The sequence below is a fragment of the Achromobacter sp. NPDC008082 genome, from assembly GCF_042957345.1.
Taxonomy (GTDB): domain Bacteria; phylum Pseudomonadota; class Gammaproteobacteria; order Burkholderiales; family Burkholderiaceae_B; genus Achromobacter; species Achromobacter kerstersii_A.
On record NZ_JBIBIB010000002.1, the window covers coordinates 525,386 to 547,896 of the forward strand.

The 22,511-nt window shown below is 63.3% G+C and carries 22 protein-coding genes; 19 read left to right on the forward strand and 3 right to left on the reverse strand.

What is annotated here, in order from left to right:
- Window positions 1-28 precede the first annotated feature (28 nt).
- From ACFZAI_RS09440 to ACFZAI_RS09455, 4 genes are all read left to right on the forward strand, one after another.
- Window positions 29-1,828: a gamma-glutamyltransferase family protein gene (locus ACFZAI_RS09440; protein ID WP_391566667.1), complete on the forward strand. Its 1,800-nt coding sequence runs from the start codon at window positions 29-31 to the stop codon at window positions 1,826-1,828.
- Between the two features lie 93 nt (window positions 1,829-1,921).
- On the forward strand, window positions 1,922-2,914 hold the full coding sequence (locus ACFZAI_RS09445) for a diacylglycerol/lipid kinase family protein (RefSeq protein ID WP_391566668.1): 993 nt from the start codon (window positions 1,922-1,924) through the stop codon (window positions 2,912-2,914).
- A complete protein-coding gene (locus ACFZAI_RS09450; protein WP_391566669.1) occupies window positions 2,911-3,705 on the forward strand; it encodes a metallophosphoesterase family protein in 795 nt (264 codons plus the stop codon). The genes ACFZAI_RS09445 and ACFZAI_RS09450 overlap by 4 nt, the downstream gene beginning before the upstream one ends.
- Window positions 3,702-4,469 (forward strand): phosphatase PAP2 family protein, encoded by a 768-nt coding sequence (locus ACFZAI_RS09455; RefSeq protein WP_391566670.1) that lies wholly within the window; start codon window positions 3,702-3,704, stop codon window positions 4,467-4,469. The genes ACFZAI_RS09450 and ACFZAI_RS09455 overlap by 4 nt, the downstream gene beginning before the upstream one ends.
- Here the strand turns inward: ACFZAI_RS09455 and ACFZAI_RS09460 are convergent.
- The 3 genes from ACFZAI_RS09460 to ACFZAI_RS09470 are packed head-to-tail and all read right to left on the reverse strand — an operon-like array spanning window position 4,440 to window position 5,931.
- Entirely contained in the window at window positions 4,440-4,877 is a 438-nt protein-coding gene (locus tag ACFZAI_RS09460; RefSeq protein ID WP_391566671.1) for an NAD(P)-binding domain-containing protein, read from the reverse strand. The two genes, ACFZAI_RS09455 and ACFZAI_RS09460, sit on opposite strands and share 30 nt — an antisense overlap.
- Window positions 4,874-5,317, reverse strand: a complete 444-nt coding sequence (locus tag ACFZAI_RS09465) for a PaaI family thioesterase (protein WP_391566672.1) — start codon at window positions 5,315-5,317, stop codon at window positions 4,874-4,876. The genes ACFZAI_RS09460 and ACFZAI_RS09465 overlap by 4 nt, the downstream gene beginning before the upstream one ends.
- A complete protein-coding gene (locus tag ACFZAI_RS09470; RefSeq protein ID WP_391566673.1) occupies window positions 5,314-5,931 on the reverse strand; it encodes a TetR/AcrR family transcriptional regulator in 618 nt (205 codons plus the stop codon). The genes ACFZAI_RS09465 and ACFZAI_RS09470 overlap by 4 nt, the downstream gene beginning before the upstream one ends.
- 459 nt (window positions 5,932-6,390) lie before the next feature.
- Between ACFZAI_RS09470 and ACFZAI_RS09475 the strand changes: the two genes are divergently transcribed.
- The 15 genes from ACFZAI_RS09475 to nuoN all read left to right on the forward strand — a co-directional run bounded on the left by ACFZAI_RS09475 (window position 6,391) and on the right by nuoN (window position 22,507).
- Complete coding sequence (locus tag ACFZAI_RS09475) at window positions 6,391-7,506, forward strand: porin (protein WP_391566674.1); 1,116 nt, start codon at window positions 6,391-6,393, stop codon at window positions 7,504-7,506.
- Between the two features lie 298 nt (window positions 7,507-7,804).
- Window positions 7,805-8,164 (forward strand): NADH-quinone oxidoreductase subunit A, encoded by a 360-nt coding sequence (locus ACFZAI_RS09480; RefSeq protein WP_006217959.1) that lies wholly within the window; start codon window positions 7,805-7,807, stop codon window positions 8,162-8,164.
- Window positions 8,165-8,206: 42 nt separating this feature from the next.
- Window positions 8,207-8,683 carry an NADH-quinone oxidoreductase subunit B family protein gene (locus ACFZAI_RS09485; RefSeq protein WP_006217960.1) on the forward strand — a complete coding sequence of 159 codons (477 nt, stop codon included), beginning with the start codon at window positions 8,207-8,209 and terminating at the stop codon, window positions 8,681-8,683.
- Between the two features lie 76 nt (window positions 8,684-8,759).
- Complete coding sequence (locus ACFZAI_RS09490) at window positions 8,760-9,386, forward strand: NADH-quinone oxidoreductase subunit C (RefSeq protein ID WP_391566675.1); 627 nt, start codon at window positions 8,760-8,762, stop codon at window positions 9,384-9,386.
- A 3-nt stretch (window positions 9,387-9,389) separates the two neighbouring features.
- A complete protein-coding gene (locus tag ACFZAI_RS09495; protein ID WP_006217962.1) occupies window positions 9,390-10,646 on the forward strand; it encodes an NADH-quinone oxidoreductase subunit D in 1,257 nt (418 codons plus the stop codon).
- 47 nt (window positions 10,647-10,693) lie between these two features.
- Complete coding sequence (gene nuoE / locus ACFZAI_RS09500) at window positions 10,694-11,188, forward strand: NADH-quinone oxidoreductase subunit NuoE (protein WP_006217963.1); 495 nt, start codon at window positions 10,694-10,696, stop codon at window positions 11,186-11,188.
- Window positions 11,185-12,552: an NADH-quinone oxidoreductase subunit NuoF gene (gene nuoF, locus ACFZAI_RS09505; RefSeq protein ID WP_054424156.1), complete on the forward strand. Its 1,368-nt coding sequence runs from the start codon at window positions 11,185-11,187 to the stop codon at window positions 12,550-12,552. Before nuoE ends, nuoF begins: the two co-directional genes overlap by 4 nt.
- 15 nt (window positions 12,553-12,567) lie before the next feature.
- Window positions 12,568-14,895: an NADH-quinone oxidoreductase subunit NuoG gene (gene nuoG, locus ACFZAI_RS09510; RefSeq protein ID WP_391566676.1), complete on the forward strand. Its 2,328-nt coding sequence runs from the start codon at window positions 12,568-12,570 to the stop codon at window positions 14,893-14,895.
- Window positions 14,895-15,968 (forward strand): NADH-quinone oxidoreductase subunit NuoH, encoded by a 1,074-nt coding sequence (gene nuoH, locus ACFZAI_RS09515; RefSeq protein WP_391566677.1) that lies wholly within the window; start codon window positions 14,895-14,897, stop codon window positions 15,966-15,968. Before nuoG ends, nuoH begins: the two co-directional genes overlap by 1 nt.
- A 21-nt stretch (window positions 15,969-15,989) precedes the next feature.
- Window positions 15,990-16,478, forward strand: coding sequence for an NADH-quinone oxidoreductase subunit NuoI (gene nuoI / locus ACFZAI_RS09520; protein WP_006217967.1), 489 nt, complete (start codon window positions 15,990-15,992; stop codon window positions 16,476-16,478).
- Between the two features lie 17 nt (window positions 16,479-16,495).
- Window positions 16,496-17,149: an NADH-quinone oxidoreductase subunit J gene (locus ACFZAI_RS09525; protein WP_391566678.1), complete on the forward strand. Its 654-nt coding sequence runs from the start codon at window positions 16,496-16,498 to the stop codon at window positions 17,147-17,149.
- On the forward strand, window positions 17,146-17,454 hold the full coding sequence (nuoK, locus tag ACFZAI_RS09530) for an NADH-quinone oxidoreductase subunit NuoK (RefSeq protein ID WP_006217969.1): 309 nt from the start codon (window positions 17,146-17,148) through the stop codon (window positions 17,452-17,454). The genes ACFZAI_RS09525 and nuoK overlap by 4 nt, the downstream gene beginning before the upstream one ends.
- A 17-nt stretch (window positions 17,455-17,471) precedes the next feature.
- Entirely contained in the window at window positions 17,472-19,514 is a 2,043-nt protein-coding gene (gene nuoL, locus ACFZAI_RS09535) for an NADH-quinone oxidoreductase subunit L (RefSeq protein ID WP_391566679.1), read from the forward strand.
- Complete coding sequence (locus ACFZAI_RS09540; protein ID WP_391566681.1) at window positions 19,511-21,013, forward strand: NADH-quinone oxidoreductase subunit M; 1,503 nt, start codon at window positions 19,511-19,513, stop codon at window positions 21,011-21,013. The genes nuoL and ACFZAI_RS09540 overlap by 4 nt, the downstream gene beginning before the upstream one ends.
- 9 nt (window positions 21,014-21,022) lie before the next feature.
- The gene (gene nuoN, locus ACFZAI_RS09545; RefSeq protein ID WP_391566682.1) at window positions 21,023-22,507 is read left to right on the forward strand and encodes an NADH-quinone oxidoreductase subunit NuoN; all 1,485 of its coding nucleotides are present in this window, start codon (window positions 21,023-21,025) and stop codon (window positions 22,505-22,507) included.
- The last annotated feature ends 4 nt before the right edge of the window (window positions 22,508-22,511 follow it).

Consider the following 22,511-nt stretch of genomic DNA (forward strand, 5'->3'; position numbering starts at 1 on the left):
CGCGAAGCCGTCTTCTACTGGATTCATCATGTTTACGACTCGCCCGGAAATTCTTGGCACCTTTGGTGTCGTGACCTCTACCCATTGGCTGGCCAGCGCGGCCGGCATGTCGCTGCTGGAACGCGGCGGCAATGCGTTTGACGCGTGCGCGGCGTCGGCCTTCGTGCTGCAAGTGGTGGAACCCCACCTGGTCGGCCCGGCTGGCGAAGTGCCGGCCGTGTTCTATTCGGCGCGTACCGGCAAGGTGGAAGTGCTGTGCGGCCAGGGCACGACCCCGGCCGCCGCCACGCTGGAGCGCTACCGCGCCGAAGGGTTGAAGCTGATCCCTGGCAACGGTTTGCTGGCCACGGTGATTCCGGGCGCGTTTGATGCATGGATGCTGCTGCTGCGCGACCACGGCACGATGCGCGTGCGCGATGTGCTGGAACCGGCAATCTATTACGCCGAGCAGGGCCACGCGCTGATGCCGCGCATCTCTAACACCATCGCCGGGTTGAAGGACTTTTTCGAAACCCATTGGCCGACGACGGCGCAGGTTTACGTGCCGGGCGGCAAGGTGCCCGAAGCGCGCAAGCTGTTTCGCAACCCGGCGCTGGCCCGCACCTGGACCCGTGTGCTGAAGGAAGCCGAAAGCGTGGGCGCTGACCGCGAACGCCAGATTGAAGCGGCACGCGATGCGTTCTACCGCGGCTTCATCGCCGACGAGATCGACAAGTTCGCGCGCAACACCGACGTCATGGACGAAAGCGGCACCACCCATCGTGGCGTCATCACGGCGGACGATCTGGCGGGCTGGTCGGCCAGCTACGACACGCCGCTGACCTACGACTATCACGGCTATACCGTGGCCAAGGCGGGCGCCTGGAGCCAGGGTCCGGTCTTTTTGCAAACGCTGGCATTGCTCAAGGATATGGATCTGGCGGGCGTCGGCCCGAACAGCGTGGAGTTCATCCACCGTGTCACCGAGGCCATGAAGCTGGCGTTCGCCGACCGCGAGGTGTATTACGGCGATCCGGCGTTCATCGACGTGCCGCTGGCGCATCTGCTGTCTGACGAATACAACGCGGAACGCCGCGCCCTGATCGGCGAGACCGCGTCGCATGACTTGTTGCCAGGCCAGGTGCCGGGCTTCGAGGCGCAGGTGGCGCGGGTGATGGATACGCTGGAGCGCTTGTCCAAGGTGTCGGCGCCAGGCAGCGCGACGAACGAACCCACGCTAGCGGACATGCGCGCGTCCGCCAAGCGCGGCGACACCACGCACGTGGACGTCATCGACCGCTGGGGCAACATGATCTCGGCGACGCCGTCGGGCGGCTGGTTCCAGTCGTCGCCGGTGATTCCAGAGTTGGGCTTTGGCCTGAATACCCGCGCCCAGATGTTCTGGCTGGAAGAGGGCCTGCCCGGCACGCTGGCCCCCGGCAAGCGGCCGCGCACCACGCTGACGCCGTCGCTGGCGCTGCGCGATGGCAAGCCTTACCTGGCGTTCGGCACGCCGGGCGGCGACCAGCAAGAGCAATGGCAATTGCTGTTCTTCCTGCGCCATGTGCACCATGGCTTGAACTTGCAGGAAGCCATCGACCTGCCGATGTCGCACACCATGCATTTCCCCACGTCGTTCTATCCGCGTGACCGCAAGCCGGGTCATCTGGCGGTAGAGGCCAGCTTCGGTGCGGACGTCATCGAGGGCTTGCGCCAGCGCGGCCATCAGATCGAAGAGGTGCCGGAATGGTCGGTGGGCCGCCTGACGGCCGCCTCGCGCGATGAAGACGGGCTGTTGCATGCGGCGGCCACGCCGCGTCTGATGCAGGCGTACGCGATCGGCCGCTAAGGCGGGTCTCGACTCGCCGATGTGCGCGGCCGTGGGGCGGCGGGCATCGGCGAGGCGCTGCCGCACAATGCCGCCTTGCGGCGTTTTGCCGGCATGCGCTATCTTTCTTCCATGACGTCATCCCAGCAGCGCCCGGCAAACGGAGCGCAATCCCTTACGGGGCAAGAGCCACTTTTCATCGTCCTCAACACCGGATCGGGGCGCGGCGACGCGCAGGTCCTGCAGGACACCATCCGCCGCATCCTCGACGAGGCCGGCCGGCGCTACACGCTGATGCCGGTGGACGACCCGTCCAAACTCACCGAAACCGCGCAGGCCGCGGTCAAGCGCGCGCAAGACGAGCAGGGCGCCGTGATTGCCGCAGGCGGCGACGGCACGCTCAATGCGGTGGCGGGCACCGTGTTGGGCAAGGGCGTGCCATTCGGCATCCTGCCCCAAGGCACATTCAATTATTTCGGACGCAGCTACGGCATCTCGCAAGATACCGAAGTGGCGTTGCGCGGCTTTCTGCAAGGGCATTTGCGGCCGGTGCAGGTAGGCCAGCTCAATGGACGGTTGTTCCTGGTCAACGCCAGCCTGGGCCTGTATCCCACGCTGCTTGAAGACCGCGAGGCCTACAAGCAGCGCTTCGGCCGCAGCCGCCTGGTGGCGCTGTGGTCAGGCGTGGTGACCTTGCTGCGCGCGCCGCGTCAGCTGCGGCTGCAACTGGAAACCGAGGGGCGCTCGCGCGAGCTGCGCACGCCCACGCTGGTGGTGGGCAACAACAAGCTTCAGCTTGAACATGTGGGCATCGAATCCGATGAGCTGGACCGCAACCGCCTGGTCGCCATGACCGTCAGGCCGGTCGGCACGCTGGCGCTGTATGGCCTGCTGGTGCGCGGCCTGTTCAGCCGGCTGGGCGAGGCCGAGCACGTCATCAGCTTCGGGTTCGACCGCCTGACGGTGGGTATACGCGGGCGCAACCGCGTCAAGGTCGCGATGGACGGCGAAATCTCGTGGATGAACACCCCGCTGGAATTCAAGGTGTCTCCCGAGCCGTTGCCGCTGGTGGTGCCGGCGGACTCGCAATACCTGGACCGCTCATGACGCGCATCCTGCAATTTTCAGACACGCATTTCGGCACGGAACGTAAACCTGTCGTCGAAGCCGCGCTGGATCTGGCGCGCTCATTGAACCCTGATCTGGTGGTGCTTAGCGGCGACATCACGCAGCGCGCCCGGCGCGCGCAATTTGCCGCGGCCCGCAAGTTCATCGAACGCCTGTCGCTGCCGGTGCTGGCGGTGCCGGGCAACCACGACATTCCGCTGTTCAATGTGTTTGCGCGCGCGCTCAACCCCTATGGCAATTACAAGCGGGCATTGGGCGCGGTGCTGGAGCCGGTGTTTGAAACCCCGGGCCTGCTGGCCATCGGCGTGAACACCACGCGGCCCCGCCGACGCAAGGACGGCGAAATTTCCGATACGCAGATCGCGCGCGTGGCGCAGCGTTTGCGGCAGGCGCGGCCGGGCCAACTGCGCATCGTGGTCGCGCATCACCCCGTGCGCGCCAAAGTCGAGTCCGACCTGTCCAACCTGCTGATCGGCCGCGAGCGCGCGCTGGCGGCTTGGGCGCAGGCAGGCGTCGACTTGATTCTGGGCGGCCATATTCATCTGCCGTACGTGCTGCCGCTGAGCGCGGCGGGCCAGCCCGCCGGCTGGATCGTGCAGGCGGGCACGACCTGCTCGCGCCGCGTGCGGGGCAGCGTGCCCAATTCGGTCAACGTGATCCGCTGCGAAGATGAGGGCGGCCAGCAGGTCTGCCAGGTCGAGCGGTGGGATTACGCCGAGGGCGCGCACGCGTTTGCGCCGGTCGACAAGACGCTGGTGGCGGGTACATGAACGATGTGTATGCGGCGTGGGCGTCGGCCCATGCCTTGGAATTGTTTGTCGGTCTGCCCCTGGTGACGGGCGCGGCGGCCGTGTGTGTCATGCGCGCGTATGTCGCGAGCTCGCGGCGAGGGCGCGCGGCGATCAGCATCGCCGGGGTGGGTGTGTTGTTGCTGGTGTTTCTGGCCTTGGCTGCCGCCGTGCGCAGCCAGGGCGGCATCGTCGCATTTGACGGCGCGCTGGCCGACGCGCTGAGCATGTCGATGAGTTCATCGTTGCTGTGGGCGTTGTCGTGGTTCACCTATCTGGGCGACCGCAATTTTCTGACGGTGCTGAGCGTCGGGATGACGCTGTACTTGCTGTGGACGGGATGGTGGCGGCTGGCTGCGTTCTGCGCCATCGCCACGGGTGTGGGGGGCGCGCTGAACTGGGTGCTCAAGCACACCTTCGAGCGCGTACGGCCAGAGCATGACCACGGGTATGCCGCCGTGACAGGCTGGAGCTTTCCCAGCGGCCACGCGTCCGCTGCGATGGCCGTGTACGGCACGGCCTGCTATCTGGTGTGGCGGCTGGCGCCAGCGTCGTGGCGTACGCCGTGTGTGGCGGTCTTTGCTGCGTTGATCATGGCGGTGGGCCTGAGCCGCATCCTGCTGCAAGTGCATTTCGCCAGCGACGTGGCGGCGGGTTTCGCCGTCAGCCTTGCCTGGCTGGCGATCTGCGTGGCGGTGGCCGAACGCTGGTGGCCGTCAAGCCGGGCAGAGCAAGAGCCGCAATAGCCGCCGTTGGCCGCCGCTGGCGTCGCCGTCCGTCAGGCCGGGGATGCTGGTGTAGCGCCCGCCCGCGCCGGCAATGGCCTGGTCCAGCCGGTGCGCCCGCTCAGGGGGCGGTGGCGCCAAGTCTACGATCAGCTTGCCTGACACGGGCGCCGTCACCTCACCATCGCTGAAGCGCTCAAGGGTCCGGTCGATCTCGCGTTCGCGGGGCAAGGCCAGCACGATGGTGTCCGATTCCGCCAGGGCTTCACGCGCTGATGTGGCCAAGGTGGCCGAGCCGCGAAAGTCTTCGCAGCGCTCGGGGTCGATGTCGTACAAGGTCAGTGCGATGTCCGGTTCGGCCTCCAGCAATCGCCGGGCGGCCAGCGTGCCGGTTGCACCCATTCCCACAATGCTGATGCGCAGGCTCATAGTTTGGGCACAGACCACGTGCTCACGATATGGGCCAGCGGCTCGTCGGAGCCTTCGCCGGTCAGGATGACTTCACCCGCGGACAAGCGGCCCACCTTCAGCAGCCGGGCGTCGGCAATGATGGCGCCCGCCGGGCTCTTGCGCAGAAAGTTGATGGTCAGGCTGGCCGTGACGGCGTGGGCCTGGCCCGTGGCGCCCACCACGGCGGCGTACATCGTCAGGTCGGCCAGACCCATCAGCATGGGACCCGCAACGATGCCGCCCAGGCGCTGATGCGCGTCTCGGGCGGGCAGCACGGCGCGCGCGGTGCCGCGGCCGATGCGCACGACGTCGATGCCCAGCAGCAGCGAGAAGGGGTGCTGGTCTGCCAGCAGGATGTGGAAGTCGGCCAGGCTGATCAGCGGTGCATCAGCGTCGGTGGCTAAAGCGGTGGCGGTCATCGTTGCTCCAGGGCAAGGCAGTAGTGGTCGAGCAAGGTGTCGGCCTGCTGGCCGAGCGACTTCAGCCGATGGGTGTGCAACAGCAGCAGCAACCCCATCAGGTAGGTAAACAGGTTCATCTGCTCGACTGCCGCGGTGGCGGCGTCCCAGCCCTTGGTGCGCGCAAGCGCCACGCCCAGCAGGTCGACGCATTGCCGCAGCCGGGCATTGAGCTTTTCGTCCATGTCCCGGCCCAGGCCTCGCGGACCCAAGCCCTGAAACAGATACATGCCCAGCGAGAAGTCGGTCCGCCGCTGCGCGTAGTACCCAAAGAAGGCGTGGATGGCGCGGCGCGCAGCGGTGGGCGCATCGCCCGCAGTGGCCGCTTCGCCCAAATGGGCGTGCAGCCGTTGTAGTGATTCGTCCAGCAATGCGCCGTAAATCGTTTCCTTGCCCGCAAACCAGGGGTAGATCGCCCCGGTGGTGCAGCCCGCTTCCTTGGCGATGGCCCGAATCGTGGTCTTTTCCAGCCCATCGCGTTCGAACACCCGGACGGCGGCGTCCAACACCATTTGGCGGCGCAGGGCATTGAGTCTTTCGGTGCGCGGGTTGCGGTCGGCGGGGGAGGTGGGCATGGAACGGGCAAATTCGTCGTAATTGCGTCAGATCATATCGACGATTTTTCTAAATAACAACGTTATTAACTGCTTGCGAAGCCGGGTCGTTTTCGTGCCTGAAGCGAGGCAGGTCCGGAGGGTTTCAGGGTGAAAAGCGGGGCCAAGCCGCCACAAAAGATGTCTGAAAGTGCTAGTCCGAATCCCCTTCGATAATTGGGGGCAGGGCTGAAAGTCGCATGGATACGTGCTTGCCTGTTTTGACTAGGGTTAGCCCTTGTCCCTTTGGCGCTGCGTCCGTGCGATGTTGCAAGATCCCAACAGGGGGGCCGTAAACCAGCACTTTTCTGATGCCGACCATAGCCAGCCCCCCCGATTTTTGATGCAATAGCGTCAACTTCCCTTCGCGGAGTTAGGGGGGCGGCAGGCTGGTTTGCTGGATTGCTGCTCTTGTCACTCAAATCAACGGAGATTTCTTAAATGAAAAAGACTCTGCTCGCTGCCGCCCTGCTCGCCGGTTTTGCCGGTGTCGCCCAGGCAGAAACGTCTGTCACCCTGTACGGCATCATCGACACGGGCCTCGGCTACAACAAGATCAGCGGCGCTGCGAACGATGCAGCGAACGGCAGCCGTTTCGGCATGATCAACGGCGTCCAGAACGGTTCGCGCTGGGGTCTGCGTGGCTCGGAAGACCTGGGTGACGGCCTGCGCGCTGTTTTCCAACTGGAATCGGGTTTCAACTCCGGTAACGGCAACTCCGCTCAAGGCGGCCGCCTGTTCGGTCGTCAAGCCACCGTCGGTCTGGCCAGCGACAGCTGGGGCCAACTGGACTTCGGTCGCCAAACCAACATCGCGTCGAAGTACTTCGGCTCGATCGATCCGTTCGGCGCTGGCTTCGGTCAAGCTAACATCGGCGTGGCTCTGAGCGCCGCCAACACGAACCGCTACGACAACATGGTCATGTATCAGACCCCGTCGTTCAGCGGCTTCCAGTTCGGCGTCGGCTACTCGTTCAACGTGAACGACACCAACGCTGCTCAAACCGGCTTCAAGACCGCCGACAACACCCGCGCCATCACGACCGGTCTGCGCTACGTCAACGGCCCCCTGAACGTCGCCCTGACGTACGACCAACTGAACGCCTCGAACAAGCTGTCGTCGGCTTCGGTTGACGCCACCCCGCGTCAGTACGCCATCGGCGGTTCGTACGACTTCGAAGTTGTGAAGCTGGCTTTGGCCTACGCTCGCACGACCGACGGCTGGTTCGCTGGTCAAGGCGTCGACACCAACATCGGCAGCGTCAACTTCGGCGCCAACGCCTTTGCTGACGGCTTCAAGGCCAACTCGTACATGGTCGGCCTGTCCGCCCCGATCGGCGGCGCAAGCAGCCTGTTCGGTTCGTGGCAGCGTGTTGACCCGTCGAACGACAAGTTGACTGGTGACGATGCCACCACCAACGTGTACTCGCTGGGCTACACCTACGACCTGTCCAAGCGTACCAACCTGTACGCTTACGGTTCGTACGCCAAGAACTACGCCTTCGTCGACGGTGTCAAGTCGACCGCCGTGGGCGTGGGCGTTCGCCACCGCTTCTAATCCAACGCAGGGCGCAAGCCCTGTCTGGATTCACAGCGAAAGCAAGCGAACGGACTTCGGTCCGTTCGTAAAAAAGCCACCCTTCGGGGTGGCTTTTTTCGTGTCCACAAGCGCTTTTTTATATTTCCTGCGTGCTTGCTGGCCGAGTCCTGTATCCTTGTCGTTCTGTTCTCGAAAACTGCGATTGTTCCATTTGAGGAATGCAGTCTTTCACCTGTTATTCAAGCTACAGAGTTCAGCCGGAAGTAACCGCGCGAATGCTACAATCCTAAGGTTTGCGCATTTGACGGACGCCTGAATGAACCTGCAACAGTATTTTCCCGTCCTGCTGTTTATCGTAGTGGCCACCCTCATCGGGTTCGCGCTGCTAACGGCCGGCTCCCTCCTTGGCCCGCGGCGTCCTTACGCTGAGAAGCTGTCGCCCTATGAGTGCGGCTTCGAAGCGTTTGAGGACGCTCGCATGAAGTTTGACGTGCGCTACTACCTGGTAGCGATTCTGTTCATTCTTTTCGACCTGGAAATCGCGTTCCTGTTCCCGTGGGCCATCGCCCAAGGCACAGTCGGGCTCGTTGGTTTCTGGACGGTCATGGTTTTCCTAGCCGTGTTGACCGTCGGCTTCATCTACGAATGGAAAAAGGGCGCGCTGGACTGGGAATAAACCCCCTCGGGTTTTTTTCACAGCACGCTATCAGAGACGAATATGGCTATAGACGGCATTCTCAAGCAAGGGTTCATCACAACCAGCGCCGACAAGTTCCTTAATTGGGCGAAGACCGGCTCCATGTGGCCCATGACCTTCGGTCTGGCCTGTTGCGCGGTTGAGATGATGCACGCGGGCGCGGCCCGTTACGACCTGGACCAATTCGGCATCATCTTCCGGCCCAGTCCGCGTCAGTCCGATCTGATGATCGTCGCTGGCACGCTGTGCAACAAGATGGCGCCGGCGCTGCGCAAGGTCTACGACCAGATGCCCGAGCCGCGTTGGGTCGTTTCCATGGGCTCCTGTGCCAATGGCGGCGGCTACTACCACTACTCGTATTCGGTGGTTCGTGGCTGCGATCGCATCGTACCGGTAGACGTCTACGTGCCGGGCTGCCCGCCCACGGCCGAGGCGCTGGTCTACGGCTTGCTGCAAATGCAGAACAAGATCCGTCTGACCAACACGATTGCGCGCTGAGCGTTCGCCCCGTCTGCGGCAGTTCTTGCCGCCGGCGCTATCGAAACCAGCGTATCGGTTCACCTAAGCGTACAAGATGATGACCAGGCTCGAAACCCTGAAAAACAATTTGCAGACCACCCTCGGCGCGGACATCGCGCTGACCGAGGCGTTGGGCGAGCTGACGCTCGAAGTGCCCGCGCAGCAGTGGTTCTCCGTCTGCAACAAGCTGCGCACCGAAGCCGGTCTGCGCTTTGAAACCTGTATCGACCTCTGTGGCGTCGACTACCTGACCTGGGGCAATGGCACGCGCCAACTGCCCGAAGAGTCCAACGCCAAGGTGCACCGCGCGCGCTTCGCCGTCGTGATCCACCTGCTGTCGATCGAGAACAACTGGCGCCTGCGTGTCCGCACCTGGGCCGCTGACGACGAATTCCCGATCATCGCGTCGCTGATGGAATGCTGGCCGGCCGTGGGCTGGTTCGAGCGCGAAGCGTTTGACCTGTACGGCATCGTCTTTGAAGGCCACCCGGACCTGCGCCGCATCCTGACCGACTACGGTTTCATCGGTCATCCGTTCCGCAAGGACTTCCCGCTGTCGGGCACCGTAGAAATGCGGTACGACCCCGAACAGCGCCGCGTCATTTACCAGCCGGTCACGATCGATCCGCGCGAGATCACTCCGCGCGTGGTCCGCGAAGACTCCTACGGCTTGGGGCGTTAAATCATGGCAGAAATCAAGAACTACACGCTTAACTTCGGTCCTCAGCATCCGGCCGCGCACGGTGTGTTGCGCCTGGTGCTGGAGCTGGACGGCGAAGTCATCCAACGCGCCGACCCGCACATCGGCCTGTTGCACCGCGCCACCGAAAAGCTGGCCGAGCACAAGACCTACATCCAGGCGCTGCCCTACATGGACCGCCTGGACTACGTGTCCATGATGTGCAACGAGCACGCCTACGTCATGGCCATCGAAAAGCTGCTGGGCGTTGAAGCCCCGCTGCGCGCCCAATACATCCGCGTGATGTTCGACGAGATCACGCGTCTGTTGAACCACCTGATGTCGCTGGGTTCGCACGCACTCGACGTGGGCGCCATGGCGGTGTTTCTGTACGCCTTCCGTGAACGCGAAGACCTGATGGACTGCTACGAAGCGGTCTCGGGCGCGCGCATGCACGCGGCCTACTACCGTCCGGGCGGCGTTTACCGCGACCTGCCTGACACGATGCCGCAGTACGGCGACACCAGCAAGTATCGTGGCGACAAAGAAATGCGCATCATGAATGACGCGCGTTCGGGCTCGCTGCTGGATTTCATCGAAGACTTCACCAACCGCTTCCCGGCCTGCGTCGACGAGTACGAAACGCTGCTCACCGACAACCGTATCTGGAAGCAGCGTCTGGTGGGCATCGGCGTGGTTGATCCCGACCGCGCCAAGGCGCTGGGCTTCACCGGCCCGATGCTGCGTGGCTCGGGCGTGGCCTGGGACTTGCGCAAGACGCAGCCCTACGAAGTCTACGACCTGCTCGATTTCGACATCCCCGTGGGTGTCAACGGCGACTGCTACGACCGCTACCTGGTCCGCATCGCCGAAATGCGTGAAAGTAATCGCATCATCCGCCAGTGCGTGGAATGGCTGCGCAACAACCCGGGTCCGGTCATGATCGAGAATCACAAGATCGCCCCGCCCAAGCGCACCGCCATGAAGACCAACATGGAAGAGCTGATTCATCACTTCAAGCTCTTCACCGAAGGTTTCCACGTGCCCCCGGGCGAGGCGTATGCCTCGGTGGAGCACCCCAAGGGCGAGTTCGGCATCTATCTGGTGTCGGATGGCGCCAACAAGCCTTACCGCCTGAAGATTCGGGCCCCCGGCTTTGTCCACCTGCAATCGCTGGATGAAATGTCGCGCGGTCACATGATCGCCGACGCCGTCACCATCATTGGTACGCAGGACATCGTTTTCGGCGAGATCGATCGCTGATCCGCCCAGACAGTCACGAGCACGCCCGCATAACCCGGATTCAAACTATGCTGCTTTCCGAACAGGCCTACCAGAAAATCGACCGAGAACTCGCGAAGTTCCCGGCCGACCAGCGGCAGTCCGCCATCATGGCCTCGCTTGCCATCGCGCAAGAAGAGAAGGGCTGGTTGGCTACCGAAACCATTGAAGATGTGGCCAATTACATTGGCGTCCCGCCCATTGCGGTGCAGGAAGTCGCCACGTTCTACAACATGTTCGACGTCAAGCCCGTCGGCAAGAACAAAATCGCCGTCTGCACGAACTTGCCCTGTGCCTTGCGCGATGGCGATCGTGCCGGCGAATACCTCAAGCGCAAGCTGGGTGTCGACTATCGTCAAACCACCGCCGACGGCCAGTTCACGCTGGTGGAAGGCGAATGCATGGGCGCTTGCGGCGATTCCCCCGTGCTGATCGTGAACAACAAGCATATGTGCGTGCGCATGACCGACGAGAAGCTGGACGCGCTGGTCGCGGCCCTCAAGGTGCAAGGAGAGTCGGCATGAACGCGCCCGACCTGTACAAGCAGTTCGCGCAGGGGCTCGACCCCAACCCGCTGAACGACGTGTCCAATTCGATGTGCCTGCACGGCCGCCACATTACGCCGCAGATCATGGCTGATGTCGACGGCGCCAACTGGCGCCTCGAAGAGTACGTCAAGCGCGGCGGCTACGAAGCCCTGAAGAAGATCCTGACCACCGGCATGAAGCCGGAAGACGTGATCGCCGAAGTCAAGGCGTCGGGTCTGCGCGGCCGTGGCGGCGCGGGCTTCCCGACCGGCCTGAAGTGGAGCTTCATGCCGCGCGCGTTCCCGGGCCAGAAGTACCTGGTCTGCAACTCGGACGAAGGCGAGCCCGGCACGTTCAAAGACCGCGACATCCTGCGCTTCAATCCGCACATCGTGATTGAAGGCATGGCGATCGCGGCCTACGCCATGGGCATCAGCGTTGGCTACAACTACATCCACGGTGAAATCTTCGAAGTGTACGAACGCTTCGAAGAAGCGCTGGAAGAGGCGCGCGCCGCCGGCTTCCTGGGCGACAAGATCCTGGGTTCGGACTACAGCTTCCAGCTGCACGCGTTCCACGGCTACGGCGCCTACATCTGCGGCGAAGAAACCGCGCTGCTGGAATCGCTGGAAGGCAAGAAGGGCCAACCGCGCTTCAAGCCGCCGTTCCCCGCCAGCTTTGGCCTGTACGGCAAGCCCACCACGATCAACAACACGGAAACGTTCGCGGCCGTGCCGTGGATCATCCGCAACGGCGGCCAGGCTTACCTGGAAGTCGGCAAGCCGAACAACGGCGGCACCAAGCTGTTCTCGATCACCGGCGACGTCGAACGCCCCGGCAACTACGAGATCCCGCTGGGCACCCCGTTCTCGACCCTGCTGGAACTGGCGGGCGGCATGCGCGGCGGCAAGAAACTGAAGGCCGTGATCCCTGGCGGGTCTAGCGCTCCGGTGCTGCCGGCCGACATCATCATGGAATGCACGATGGACTATGACTCCATCGCCAAGGCCGGCTCGATGCTCGGTTCTGGCGCTGTGATCGTCATGGACGAAACGCGCTGCATGGTGAAGTCGCTCTTGCGCCTGTCGTACTTCTATTTCGAGGAAAGCTGCGGCCAGTGCACGCCGTGCCGTGAAGGCACTGGCTGGCTCTACCGCATGGTGCATCGCATCGAAAACGGTCACGGCCGTCCGGAAGATCTGGACTTGCTGGACAACGTGGCAGGCAACATCATGGGCCGCACCATCTGCGCCCTGGGTGACGCCGCCGCCATGCCCGTCCGTGGCTTCCTCAAGCATTTTCGCGACGAATTCGCGCACCACATCGAGCATAAGTCTTGTGTGGTCCCGCAATATCTGTAGGTCTCAGGAACAGCAATGGTTGAACTAACCGTCGACGGCAATCAGGTCGAAGTGCCCGAAGGCAGCATGGTCATGCATGCCGCTCAGAAAGTCGGGCTTTACGTGCCGCATTTCTGCTACCACAAGAAACTGTCCATCGCGGCCAACTGCCGGATGTGCCTGGTTGAAGTGGAAAAAGCGCCTAAGGCGCTGCCCGCCTGCGCCACGCCCGTGACCAACGGCATGGTCGTCCACACCTGCTCTGAAAAGGCTCGCGCCGCTCAGAAGTCGGTGATGGAATTCTTGCTCATCAATCACCCCCTCGACTGCCCGATCTGCGATCAGGGCGGCGAATGCCAGCTGCAGGATCTGGCTGTGGGTTACGGTGGCTCTTCCTCGCGTTACCAAGAGGAAAAGCGCGTCGTCTTCCACAAGGATCTGGGCCCGCTGGTTTCCGCCGAGGAAATGAGCCGCTGCATCCACTGCACCCGCTGCGTGCGCTTCGGCCAGGAAATTGCCGGCGTCATGGAGCTTGGCATGCTGGGCCGTGGCGAACACTCCGAGATCACGACGTTTGTCGGCCGCTCGATCGAGTCCGAACTGTCGGGCAACATGATCGACATCTGTCCGGTGGGCGCGCTGACCTCCAAGCCCTTCCGCTACAGCGCCCGCACCTGGGAACTGGCCCGCCGCCGTTCGGTCAGCCCGCACGACAGCCTGGGCGCCAACCTGGTGGTTCAGGTCAAGGGCGACCGCGTCATGCGCGTGGTGCCGTTCGAAGACGAAGCCGTCAACGAATGCTGGATCAGCGACCGCGATCGCTTCTCGTATGAAGGCCTGAACAGCGACGACCGCCTGACCGCCCCGATGATCAAGGGCACCGACGGCAAGTGGCAGGAAGCCTCGTGGGCTGACGCGCTGCAAGCCGTGGCTCAAGGCCTGTCGCGCGTTCGCGACAGCTTCGGCGCTGGCCAGATCGGCGCGCTGGCGTCGGAATACGCCACCACCGAAGAATATGCGCTGCTGGGCCGCCTGGTCCGCGCGCTGGGTTCCGAGAACATCGACTTCCGTCTGCGCCAGACCGACCCGGCTTTCGACGCCGCGTTGACCGGTGCTCCGTGGCTGGGTATGCCCATCGCTGAACTCGACAACCTGGACCGCGTCCTGGTTGTCGGCTCGTTCCTGCGCAAGGATCACCCGCTGATGGCGCAACGTCTGCGTCAAGCCGCCAAGCGCGGCACGCAGATCCTGATGGTCGACAGCGCCGCTGACGATCCTCTGATGCCCATCGCCGCCCGCATCACCGTGGCGCCGTCCGAGCTGCCGCGCGCGCTGGCCGAAGTGGCCGTCGCCCTGGCGCAAGCCAAGGAACAAGCCGTGCCGGCCGAATTCGCGTCGGTCACCCCGGGCGAAAGCGCCAAGATCATCGCAGCCAGCCTGGCTTCCGGCGCCAGCACCGCCGTGCTGCTGGGTAACCTGGCTGTGGCCAGCGCCCAAGCTTCGACGCTGGCCGCCAACGGCCGCGCCGTGGCGAACCTGGCCGGCGGCAAGTTCGGCTTCCTGACTTCCGGCGGCAACACCGTCGGCGGTTATCTGGCTGGCGCCGTTCCGGGCAAGGGCGGCAAGACTGCCGCCGCCATGCTGGCCGAGCCGCTGAAGGCCTACATCGTGCTGCACGCCGAGCCGCTGCTGGATGCCGACAACGGCCAGCAAGCCATCGCCGCGCTGCGTGGCGCGCAATTCGCCGTCGCCCTGACGCCTTACCGCTCGGCCGCCGCCGAATGGGCCGACGTCATGCTGCCGGTGTCGCCGTTCACTGAAACCTCGGGGACCTTCGTCAACGCGCAAGGCCTGGCCCAGAGCTTCAAGGGCACGGTCACGCCGTTGGGTCAGACGCGTCCGGGCTGGAAGGTTCTGCGCGTGCTGGGCAACGTCCTGCATCTGGCTGGCTTTGACGATGAAACTTCGGAATCGGTCCGCGACGCCGCGCTGGCGGGTGGCATCGAAGGCCGCCTGTCCAACGACGTCAAGGCGCCGCTGGGTCTGGGCCAAGCCGCAACCGGCCTGGAACGCGTGGCTGACGTGCCGATCTACCGCACCGACGCCATGGTTCGCCGTTCCGAGCCGCTGCAAGCCTCCCCGGCCTCGAAGAAGCCCGCCGCCGCCATGAACGGCCGCACGCTCACCAGCCTTGGCCTGACGGCCGGCGTCAAGGTGCGCGTGACGGGTGCGGAAGGCGCCGTCGAACTCGAAACCGTGCAGGATGATGCCGTGGCCGATCGCGCCGTGCGCATTTCCGCAGCCTTTGAAAACACCGCAGCCCTGGGTGGCGCATTCGGTCAACTCAGCGTGGAGCGTGCCTGATGGAATGGCTTAATGTTCTTGAGAGCCACGGGCAGGCATTGCTGGGCCCGACGGTCTGGATGGTCCTCTGGACCCTCATCAAGATTGTGATCATCGCCGTGCCGATCATTCTGTGCGTTGCTTACCTGACGTACTGGGAACGCAAGATGATCGGCGCCATGCACGTGCGCATGGGCCCGAACCGCGTGGGTTTCAAGGGGCTGTTGCAGCCGTTTGCCGACGTGTTCAAGCTGCTGACCAAGGAAGTCGTGGTTCCCAGCCAGGCCAACAAGGTGCTGTTCATCGTGGCCCCCGTGGTCACGCTGATGCCGGCCCTGGCCGCCTGGGCCGTGGTTCCCTTCGGTCCTGATGTCGTGCTGGCCAACGTCAACGCCGGCCTGCTGTACATCATGGCCATCACGTCGATTGGCGTGTATGGCGTGATCGTGGCGGGCTGGGCGTCGAACTCCAAGTACGCGTTCCTGGGCGCGCTGCGCGCCTCGGCACAGATGCTGTCCTACGAACTGGCCATCGGCTTCGTGCTCGTCACGGTGCTGCTGGTGTCGGGCAGCCTGAACATGTCCGAGATCGTGCACGTCCAGAACCGCGGCTGGTTTGCCGACAAGGGCCTGACGTTCATGTCCTGGAACTGGCTGCCGCTGTTGCCGCTGTTCGTGATCTACGTGATTTCGGCCGTGGCCGAAACCAACCGCCATCCGTTCGACGTCGTCGAAGGTGAATCGGAAATCGTGGCCGGCCACATGGTCGAGTACTCGGGTATGGCTTTCGCCCTGTTCTTCCTGGGTGAATACGCCAACATGATCCTGCTGTCCTGCATGGCGTCGATCATGTTCCTGGGCGGCTGGGCTTCCCCGATCGACATCGCGCCGCTGACCTGGATTCCGGGATGGATCTGGCTGGGTCTGAAGACGTTCTTCGTGGTCTCGTTGTTTGTGTGGTTCCGCGCATCGTTCCCGCGCTACCGCTATGACCAGATCATGCGTTTGGGTTGGAAAATCTTCATCCCGCTGACCGGCGTTTGGCTGGTCGTGGTGGCGATCTGGATGCAGACGCCCTGGAACATTTGGCGCTAAGCCGCCAGGCAGAGGCAGGATATGGAAGCGATCAAAGATTTCTTCGGCAGCCTGATGCTGACCGAGTTGCTCAAGGGCATGCGCCTGACGGGCAAGTACTTTTTCAAGCGCAAGGTGACCTTGCGCTATCCGCAGGAAAAGACGCCCACGTCGGCGCGATTCCGCGGCCTGCACGCATTGCGCCGCTACCCCAACGGGGAAGAGCGCTGCATCGCGTGCAAGCTGTGTGAAGCCGTGTGCCCGGCCTTGGCGATCACCATCGAATCGGACCAGCGTGAAGACGGCACCCGCCGCACCACGCGTTACGACATCGATCTGACCAAGTGCATTTTCTGCGGCTTCTGTGAGGAAAGCTGCCCCGTGGACTCGATCGTGGAAACCCATATCCACGAATACCACGGCGAAAAGCGCGGCGACCTGTATTTCACCAAAGACATGCTGCTCGCCGTGGGCGACCGCTACGAAGCCGACATCGCCCGCCGCCGGGCCGACGACGCTCCTTACCGTTGAAGCCCAGGGTCTGATCCATGACTTTTACCACTGTCCTTTTCTACATACTGGCCGCCGTGCTGGTGATCGCGGCGTTCCGCGTGATCACCGCACGCAGCCCGGTCACCGCAGTACTTCACCTGATCCTGGCATTCTCCAACGCAGCCATGCTGTGGATGCTGCTGGGCGCTGAATTCCTGGCGTTGCTGCTGGTGCTGGTGTACGTGGGCGCCGTGATGGTGCTCTTCCTCTTCGTTGTGATGATGCTGGACATCCGCATGGATGCCATGCGCCAGGGCCTGAAGACCTACCTGCCGCTCGGCCTGGTGATCGGTCTGGTGCTGGTGCTGGAAATGTCGTTCGTGCTGGGTTCCACCTGGTACGGCGCAGGTCCGCAAGCGCCGGTCGCAGGCGACTACAACAACGCCCGCGCGCTCGGCGAAGCCATGTACACGCAGTACATCTACGCCATCGAAGTGGGCGCCGCGCTGCTGCTGGTGGGCATGGTCGCCGCGATTGCGCTGACGCTGCGCCGCCGCCGCGACGTGAAGTACAACGACCCGGTTGCCGCCGTTCGCGTCCGTTCGAAGGACCGCTTCCGCATGGTGAACATGCCCGCCCAGAGCGAGCGCGCCCAAGCCAAGCGTGACGCTTCGTCCGGCGCCGCCGCGCCCCAAGGAGAAAAACAATGACGCTGACGCTGGCTCACTATCTGATCCTTGGCGCGATCCTGTTCGCCATCGGGATCTTCGGCATCTTCCTGAACCGCCGCAACCTGATCATTCTCTTGATGTCCATCGAGCTCGTGCTCCTGGCCGTCAACATGAACTTCGTGGCGTTCTCCAGCTGGTTCGGCGATACCGCCGGCCAGGTGTTCGTGTTCTTCATCCTGACCGTGGCCGCCGCTGAAGCGGCGATCGGCCTGGCCATCCTGGTGCTGCTGTTCCGCAACCTGAACACGATCAACGTTGACGAACTCGATCGCCTGAAGGGCTGACGGGGTATTGGAAGAAAATGTCTAGCTCACCCAATCTCTACTTGCTCATCGCGCTGGCGCCGCTGGCCGGAGCAATTCTCGCGGGCCTTTTCGGCACCGGGTTCCTGGGCCGTCCCATCGGCCGCCGCGCGTCCCACGTCATCACGATCCTGGGCGTGCTCATCTCCGCCATCGGTTCGGTGGTGGTGCTGGGCGACGTGCTGAACGGCCTGCGCTTTGACGGCGCGGTCTACACCTGGAGCCTCATCGGCCAGACCAAGCTGGAAATCGGCTTCCTGATCGATCCGCTGTCGGCCATGATGATGGTCGTGGTGACCTCCGTGTCGCTGATGGTGCACATCTACACCATCGGCTACATGGCGGATGACCCCGGCTATCAGCGCTTCTTCTCGTACATCTCGCTGTTCACGTTCTCCATGCTGATGCTGGTGATGTCGAACAACATGGTGCAGCTGTTCTTCGGCTGGGAAGCGGTGGGCCTGGTGTCGTACCTGCTGATCGGTTTCTGGTACACCCGCCCGACGGCCATCTTCGCCAACATGAAGGCGTTCCTGATCAACCGCGTCGGTGACTTCGGCTTCGTGCTGGGCATCGGCCTGTTGTTCGCGTACGCCGGCACGATGCACTACGGCGATGTCTTCGCCCAAGCCGACAAGCTGGCCGCGATGACCCTGCCGGGCTCTGACTGGATGCTGCTGACGGTGGCGTGTATCTGCCTGTTCATCGGCGCCATGGGCAAATCGGCTCAGGTTCCGCTGCACGCCTGGCTGCCTGACTCGATGGAAGGCCCGACCCCGATCTCCGCGCTGATCCACGCCGCCACCATGGTGACGGCCGGTATCTTCATGGTTGCGCGCTTCTCGCCGCTGTTCGAACTGTCGGACGTGGCGCTGTCGTTCATCATCGTGATCGGCGCCATCGGCGCGCTGTTCCTGGGCATCCTGGGCATCATCCAGACGGACATCAAGCGCGTTGTCGCGTACTCCACGCTGTCGCAGCTGGGCTACATGACCGTCGCGCTGGGCGCTTCCGCCTACTCGGTGGCCATTTTCCACCTGATGACGCACGCGTTCTTCAAGGCGCTGCTGTTCCTGGGCGCGGGTTCGGTCATCATCGGCATGCACCACGACCAGGACATCCGCAACATGGGCGGCCTGCGCAAGTACATGCCCATCACCTGGATCACCTTCCTCTTGGGCACGCTGGCCCTGGTTGGCACGCCGTTCTTCTCGGGTTTCTACTCGAAGGAAAACATCATCGAAGCCGCCGGCCACGCCAACGTCTGGGGCGCAAGCTTCGCGTACTACGCCGTGCTGATTGGTGTGTTCGTGACGTCGCTGTACTCGTTCCGCGTGTACTTCCTGGTCTTCCACGGCAAGGAACGCTTTGACACCAGCGACCATGGTCACGGCCATGGCCACGACGATCATGCCCACGACGGCCACGGTCACGACGACCACGGCCACGGCCATCATGGCGGCAAGCCGCATGAGTCGCCCTGGGTCGTGACGTTGCCGCTGATCCTGCTGGCGATTCCGTCGGTGCTGGTTGGCGCCTGGGCGGTTGACCCGATGCTGTTCGGCAAGTTCTTCAACGGCGTGATCACGGTGCTGCCGCAGCATCCAGCCATGCACGAGCTGCAAGAAGAGTGGCACGGCTGGGTCGCCTATGGCCTGCATGCCTTCCAGACTCTGCCGTTCTGGCTGGTGGTGGCAGGTTTCGTCATCGCCTGGTACTGCTACCTGATCAATCCCAAGGTTCCGGCCGCGATCAAGTCCAGCCTGTCTGGCGTGAACAAGGTGCTTGAGAACAAGTACTACGTGGATTGGGTCAACGAGCAGATCATCGCTCGCGGCCTGCGCGCCCTGGGCCGCGGCCTGTGGAATACCGGCGACCGCGGCATCATCGACGGTCTGCTGGTCAACGGTAGCGCCCGCGTGGTGGGCTGGGTGGCTGCGGTCAGCCGCCACCTGCAGTCCGGCTTCATCTATCACTACGCGTTCGCGATGATCATCGGCATCATGGCGCTGGTGACTTTCTTTGTGCTGATTCCCCAATGATGGCAAGCGAGATGGCATCCAACACTTTCCCCTGGCTCACGCTTGCGATCTTTGTCCCGATCGTATTCGGCCTGCTGGTGCTGGCGGTGGGCCGTGACGATCGTCGCGGCCTGACGCGCGGCCTGTCGCTCGTCGGCGCCGTCGCCGGTTTCCTCGTCACGATTCCGCTGTACACCGGTTTTGACAACACCACGGCCGCCATGCAGTTCGTGGAGAAGACTTCCTGGATTGAAGCCTTCAACGTCAACTACCACTTGGGCATCGACGGCATTTCGCTGTGGTTCGTCCTCCTGACCGCGTTCATCACCGTCATCGTGGTGCTGGCCGGCTGGGAAGTCATCACCAGCCGCGTGGCGCAGTACATGGCCGCCTTCCTGATCCTGTCGGGTCTGATGGTGGGCGTGTTCGCCGCGCTGGACGGCATGCTGTTCTACGTGTTCTTCGAAGCCACGCTGATCCCGATGTACATCATCATCGGGGCGTGGGGCGGCGATAACCGTATCTACGCGGCATTCAAGTTCTTCCTGTACACGCTGATGGGTTCGTTGTTGACCCTGATCGCGTTCATCTACCTGTGGCACGCATCGGGTGGTTCGTTCGACATCCTGACCTGGCACAAGGTCAAGCTGGGCCAGACCGAGCAGATCCTGATCTTCGTGGCGCTGCTGGCGGCTTTTGCGGTGAAGGTGCCGATGTGGCCGGTGCACACGTGGTTGCCGGACGTTCACGTTGAAGCGCCCACGGGCGGCTCCATCGTGCTGGCGGCGATCATGCTGAAGCTGGGCGCCTATGGCTTCCTGCGCTTCTCGCTGCCGATCACGCCGGACGCGTCGCACAGCCTGGCTGGCCTGATGATCACCTTGTCGCTCGTCGCGGTGATCTACATCGGCCTGGTGGCGATCATCCAGGAAGACATGAAGAAGCTGGTGGCTTACTCGTCCGTGGCCCACATGGGTTTCGTGACGCTGGGCTTTTTCATCTTCAACACGGCCGGCGTCGAAGGCGCCATCGTGCAGATGATCTCCCACGGCTTCGTGTCGGGCGCCATGTTCATGTGTATCGGCGTGCTCTATGACCGCATGCACTCGCGCCGCATCGCCGATTACGGCGGCGTGGTCAACGTGATGCCGCGCTTTGCGACGTTCTTCATCCTGTTCTCGATGGCCAACAGCGGCCTGCCGGCCACCAGCGGTTTCGTCGGCGAGTTCATGGTGATCATGGGCGCCGTCGAGCACAACTTCTGGATCGGCCTGTTGGCGGCTACCGCCCTGATCCTGGGTGCTTCGTATTCGCTGTGGATGGTCAAGCGTGTGGTTCTGGGCGACATCGCCAACGACCACGTCCGCGAGCTGACCGATATCAACCGCCGCGAATTTGTGATTCTTGGCGTGATGGCGATCGCCGTGTTGTACATGGGGATCTATCCCAAGCCCTTCACCGACGTGATGCACGTGTCGGTCGAGGCCCTGCTGCAACACGTTGCCGTCTCGAAACTGTAAGACAAGACAATGATGCAATCCCAAATCGATTTCGCCCTGGCGACACCGGAAATCCTTCTGCTGGTTTCCGGCCTGGCTATCCTGCTCGTCGACGCGGTCAGCAATCACCCCGAGCGCAAGCCGACGTTCCTGCTGACCATGCTGGTGTTGGGCGTGCTGACCGTCGTGTCGGCCGTGCAATGGAAGAACGGCGTCACGGGCGCCACCTTCAACGGCCTGTACGTCACCGACGAACTGTCGCACCTGCTGAAGATCGCGTCCTACATCGCCGTGGGCGCCACGCTGGTTTACGGCCGTGTCTACGCCCAAGTCCGTGACATGCTCAAGGGCGGCGAACTTTACGTCCTGACGCTGTTCGCGCTGCTGGGCCAGATGGTCATGATTTCCTCCGGGAACCTGATCTCCATCTACCTGGGCCTGGAACTGATGTCGCTGGCGCTGTACGCGCTGATCGCATTGCGCCGTGATGACGTCGTCGCCACCGAAGCCGCCATGAAGTACTTCGTGCTGGGCGCGTTGGCTTCGGGCTTCCTGCTGTACGGCATGTCGATGGTGTACGGCGCGACGGGTCACCTGGACCTGGCTGAAGTGTCCAAGGTCATCGCCGCCGGCAAGGCCGAGAAGATGGCGCTGGTGTTCGGCATCGTGTTCCTGGTGTCGGGCCTGGCGTTCAAGCTGGGCGCCGTGCCGTTCCACATGTGGGTGCCGGACGTCTATCAGGGTTCGCCGACTGCGGTCACGCTGATCCTGGGCGGTGCGCCCAAGCTGGCGGCCTTCGCCATCACGCTGCGTCTGCTGGTGGACGGCCTGCATGGCTTGGCCGCCGACTGGCAGCCGATGCTGATGATCCTGGCCGTGCTGTCGCTGGCTATCGGTAACCTGACCGCCATCGCGCAAACCAACTTCAAGCGCATGCTGGCTTACTCGACCATCTCGCACATGGGCTTCGTGCTCTTGGGCCTGATGTCGGGGTCGGTCGCGGGCAAGCCGGAACTGTCGTCCGCCGCTTATGGCGCGTCGCTGTTCTACATGCTGACCTACGTGCTGACCACGCTGGCAAGCTTCGGCATCGTGTTGCTGCTGTCGCGCCAAGGTTTCGAGTGCGAGCACATCGACGACCTGAAGGGCCTGAACCGCCGCAGCCCGTGGCATGCCGCCATTGTGCTGCTGCTGATGTTCTCGTTGGCGGGTATCCCGCCGCTGGTGGGCTTCTACGCCAAGCTGGCCGTGTTGCAGTCGCTGGTTAGCGCCGGCCACGTGACGCTGGCTGTGGTGGCCGTGCTGTTCTCGCTGATCGGCGCGTTCTACTACCTGCGTGTCGTCAAGGTCGTGTACTTCGACGAGCCGGCAGCGGACGCCGCCCCGATCGTCGCCACCTGCGGCCAACGCGGCCTGCTGTCGATCAACGGCGCCATGATGCTGGTGCTGGGCTTGCTGCCCGGTGGCCTGATGGCGCTGTGCGTGCAGGCGATTCGTTCGTCGCTGAGCCTGTAAGCGG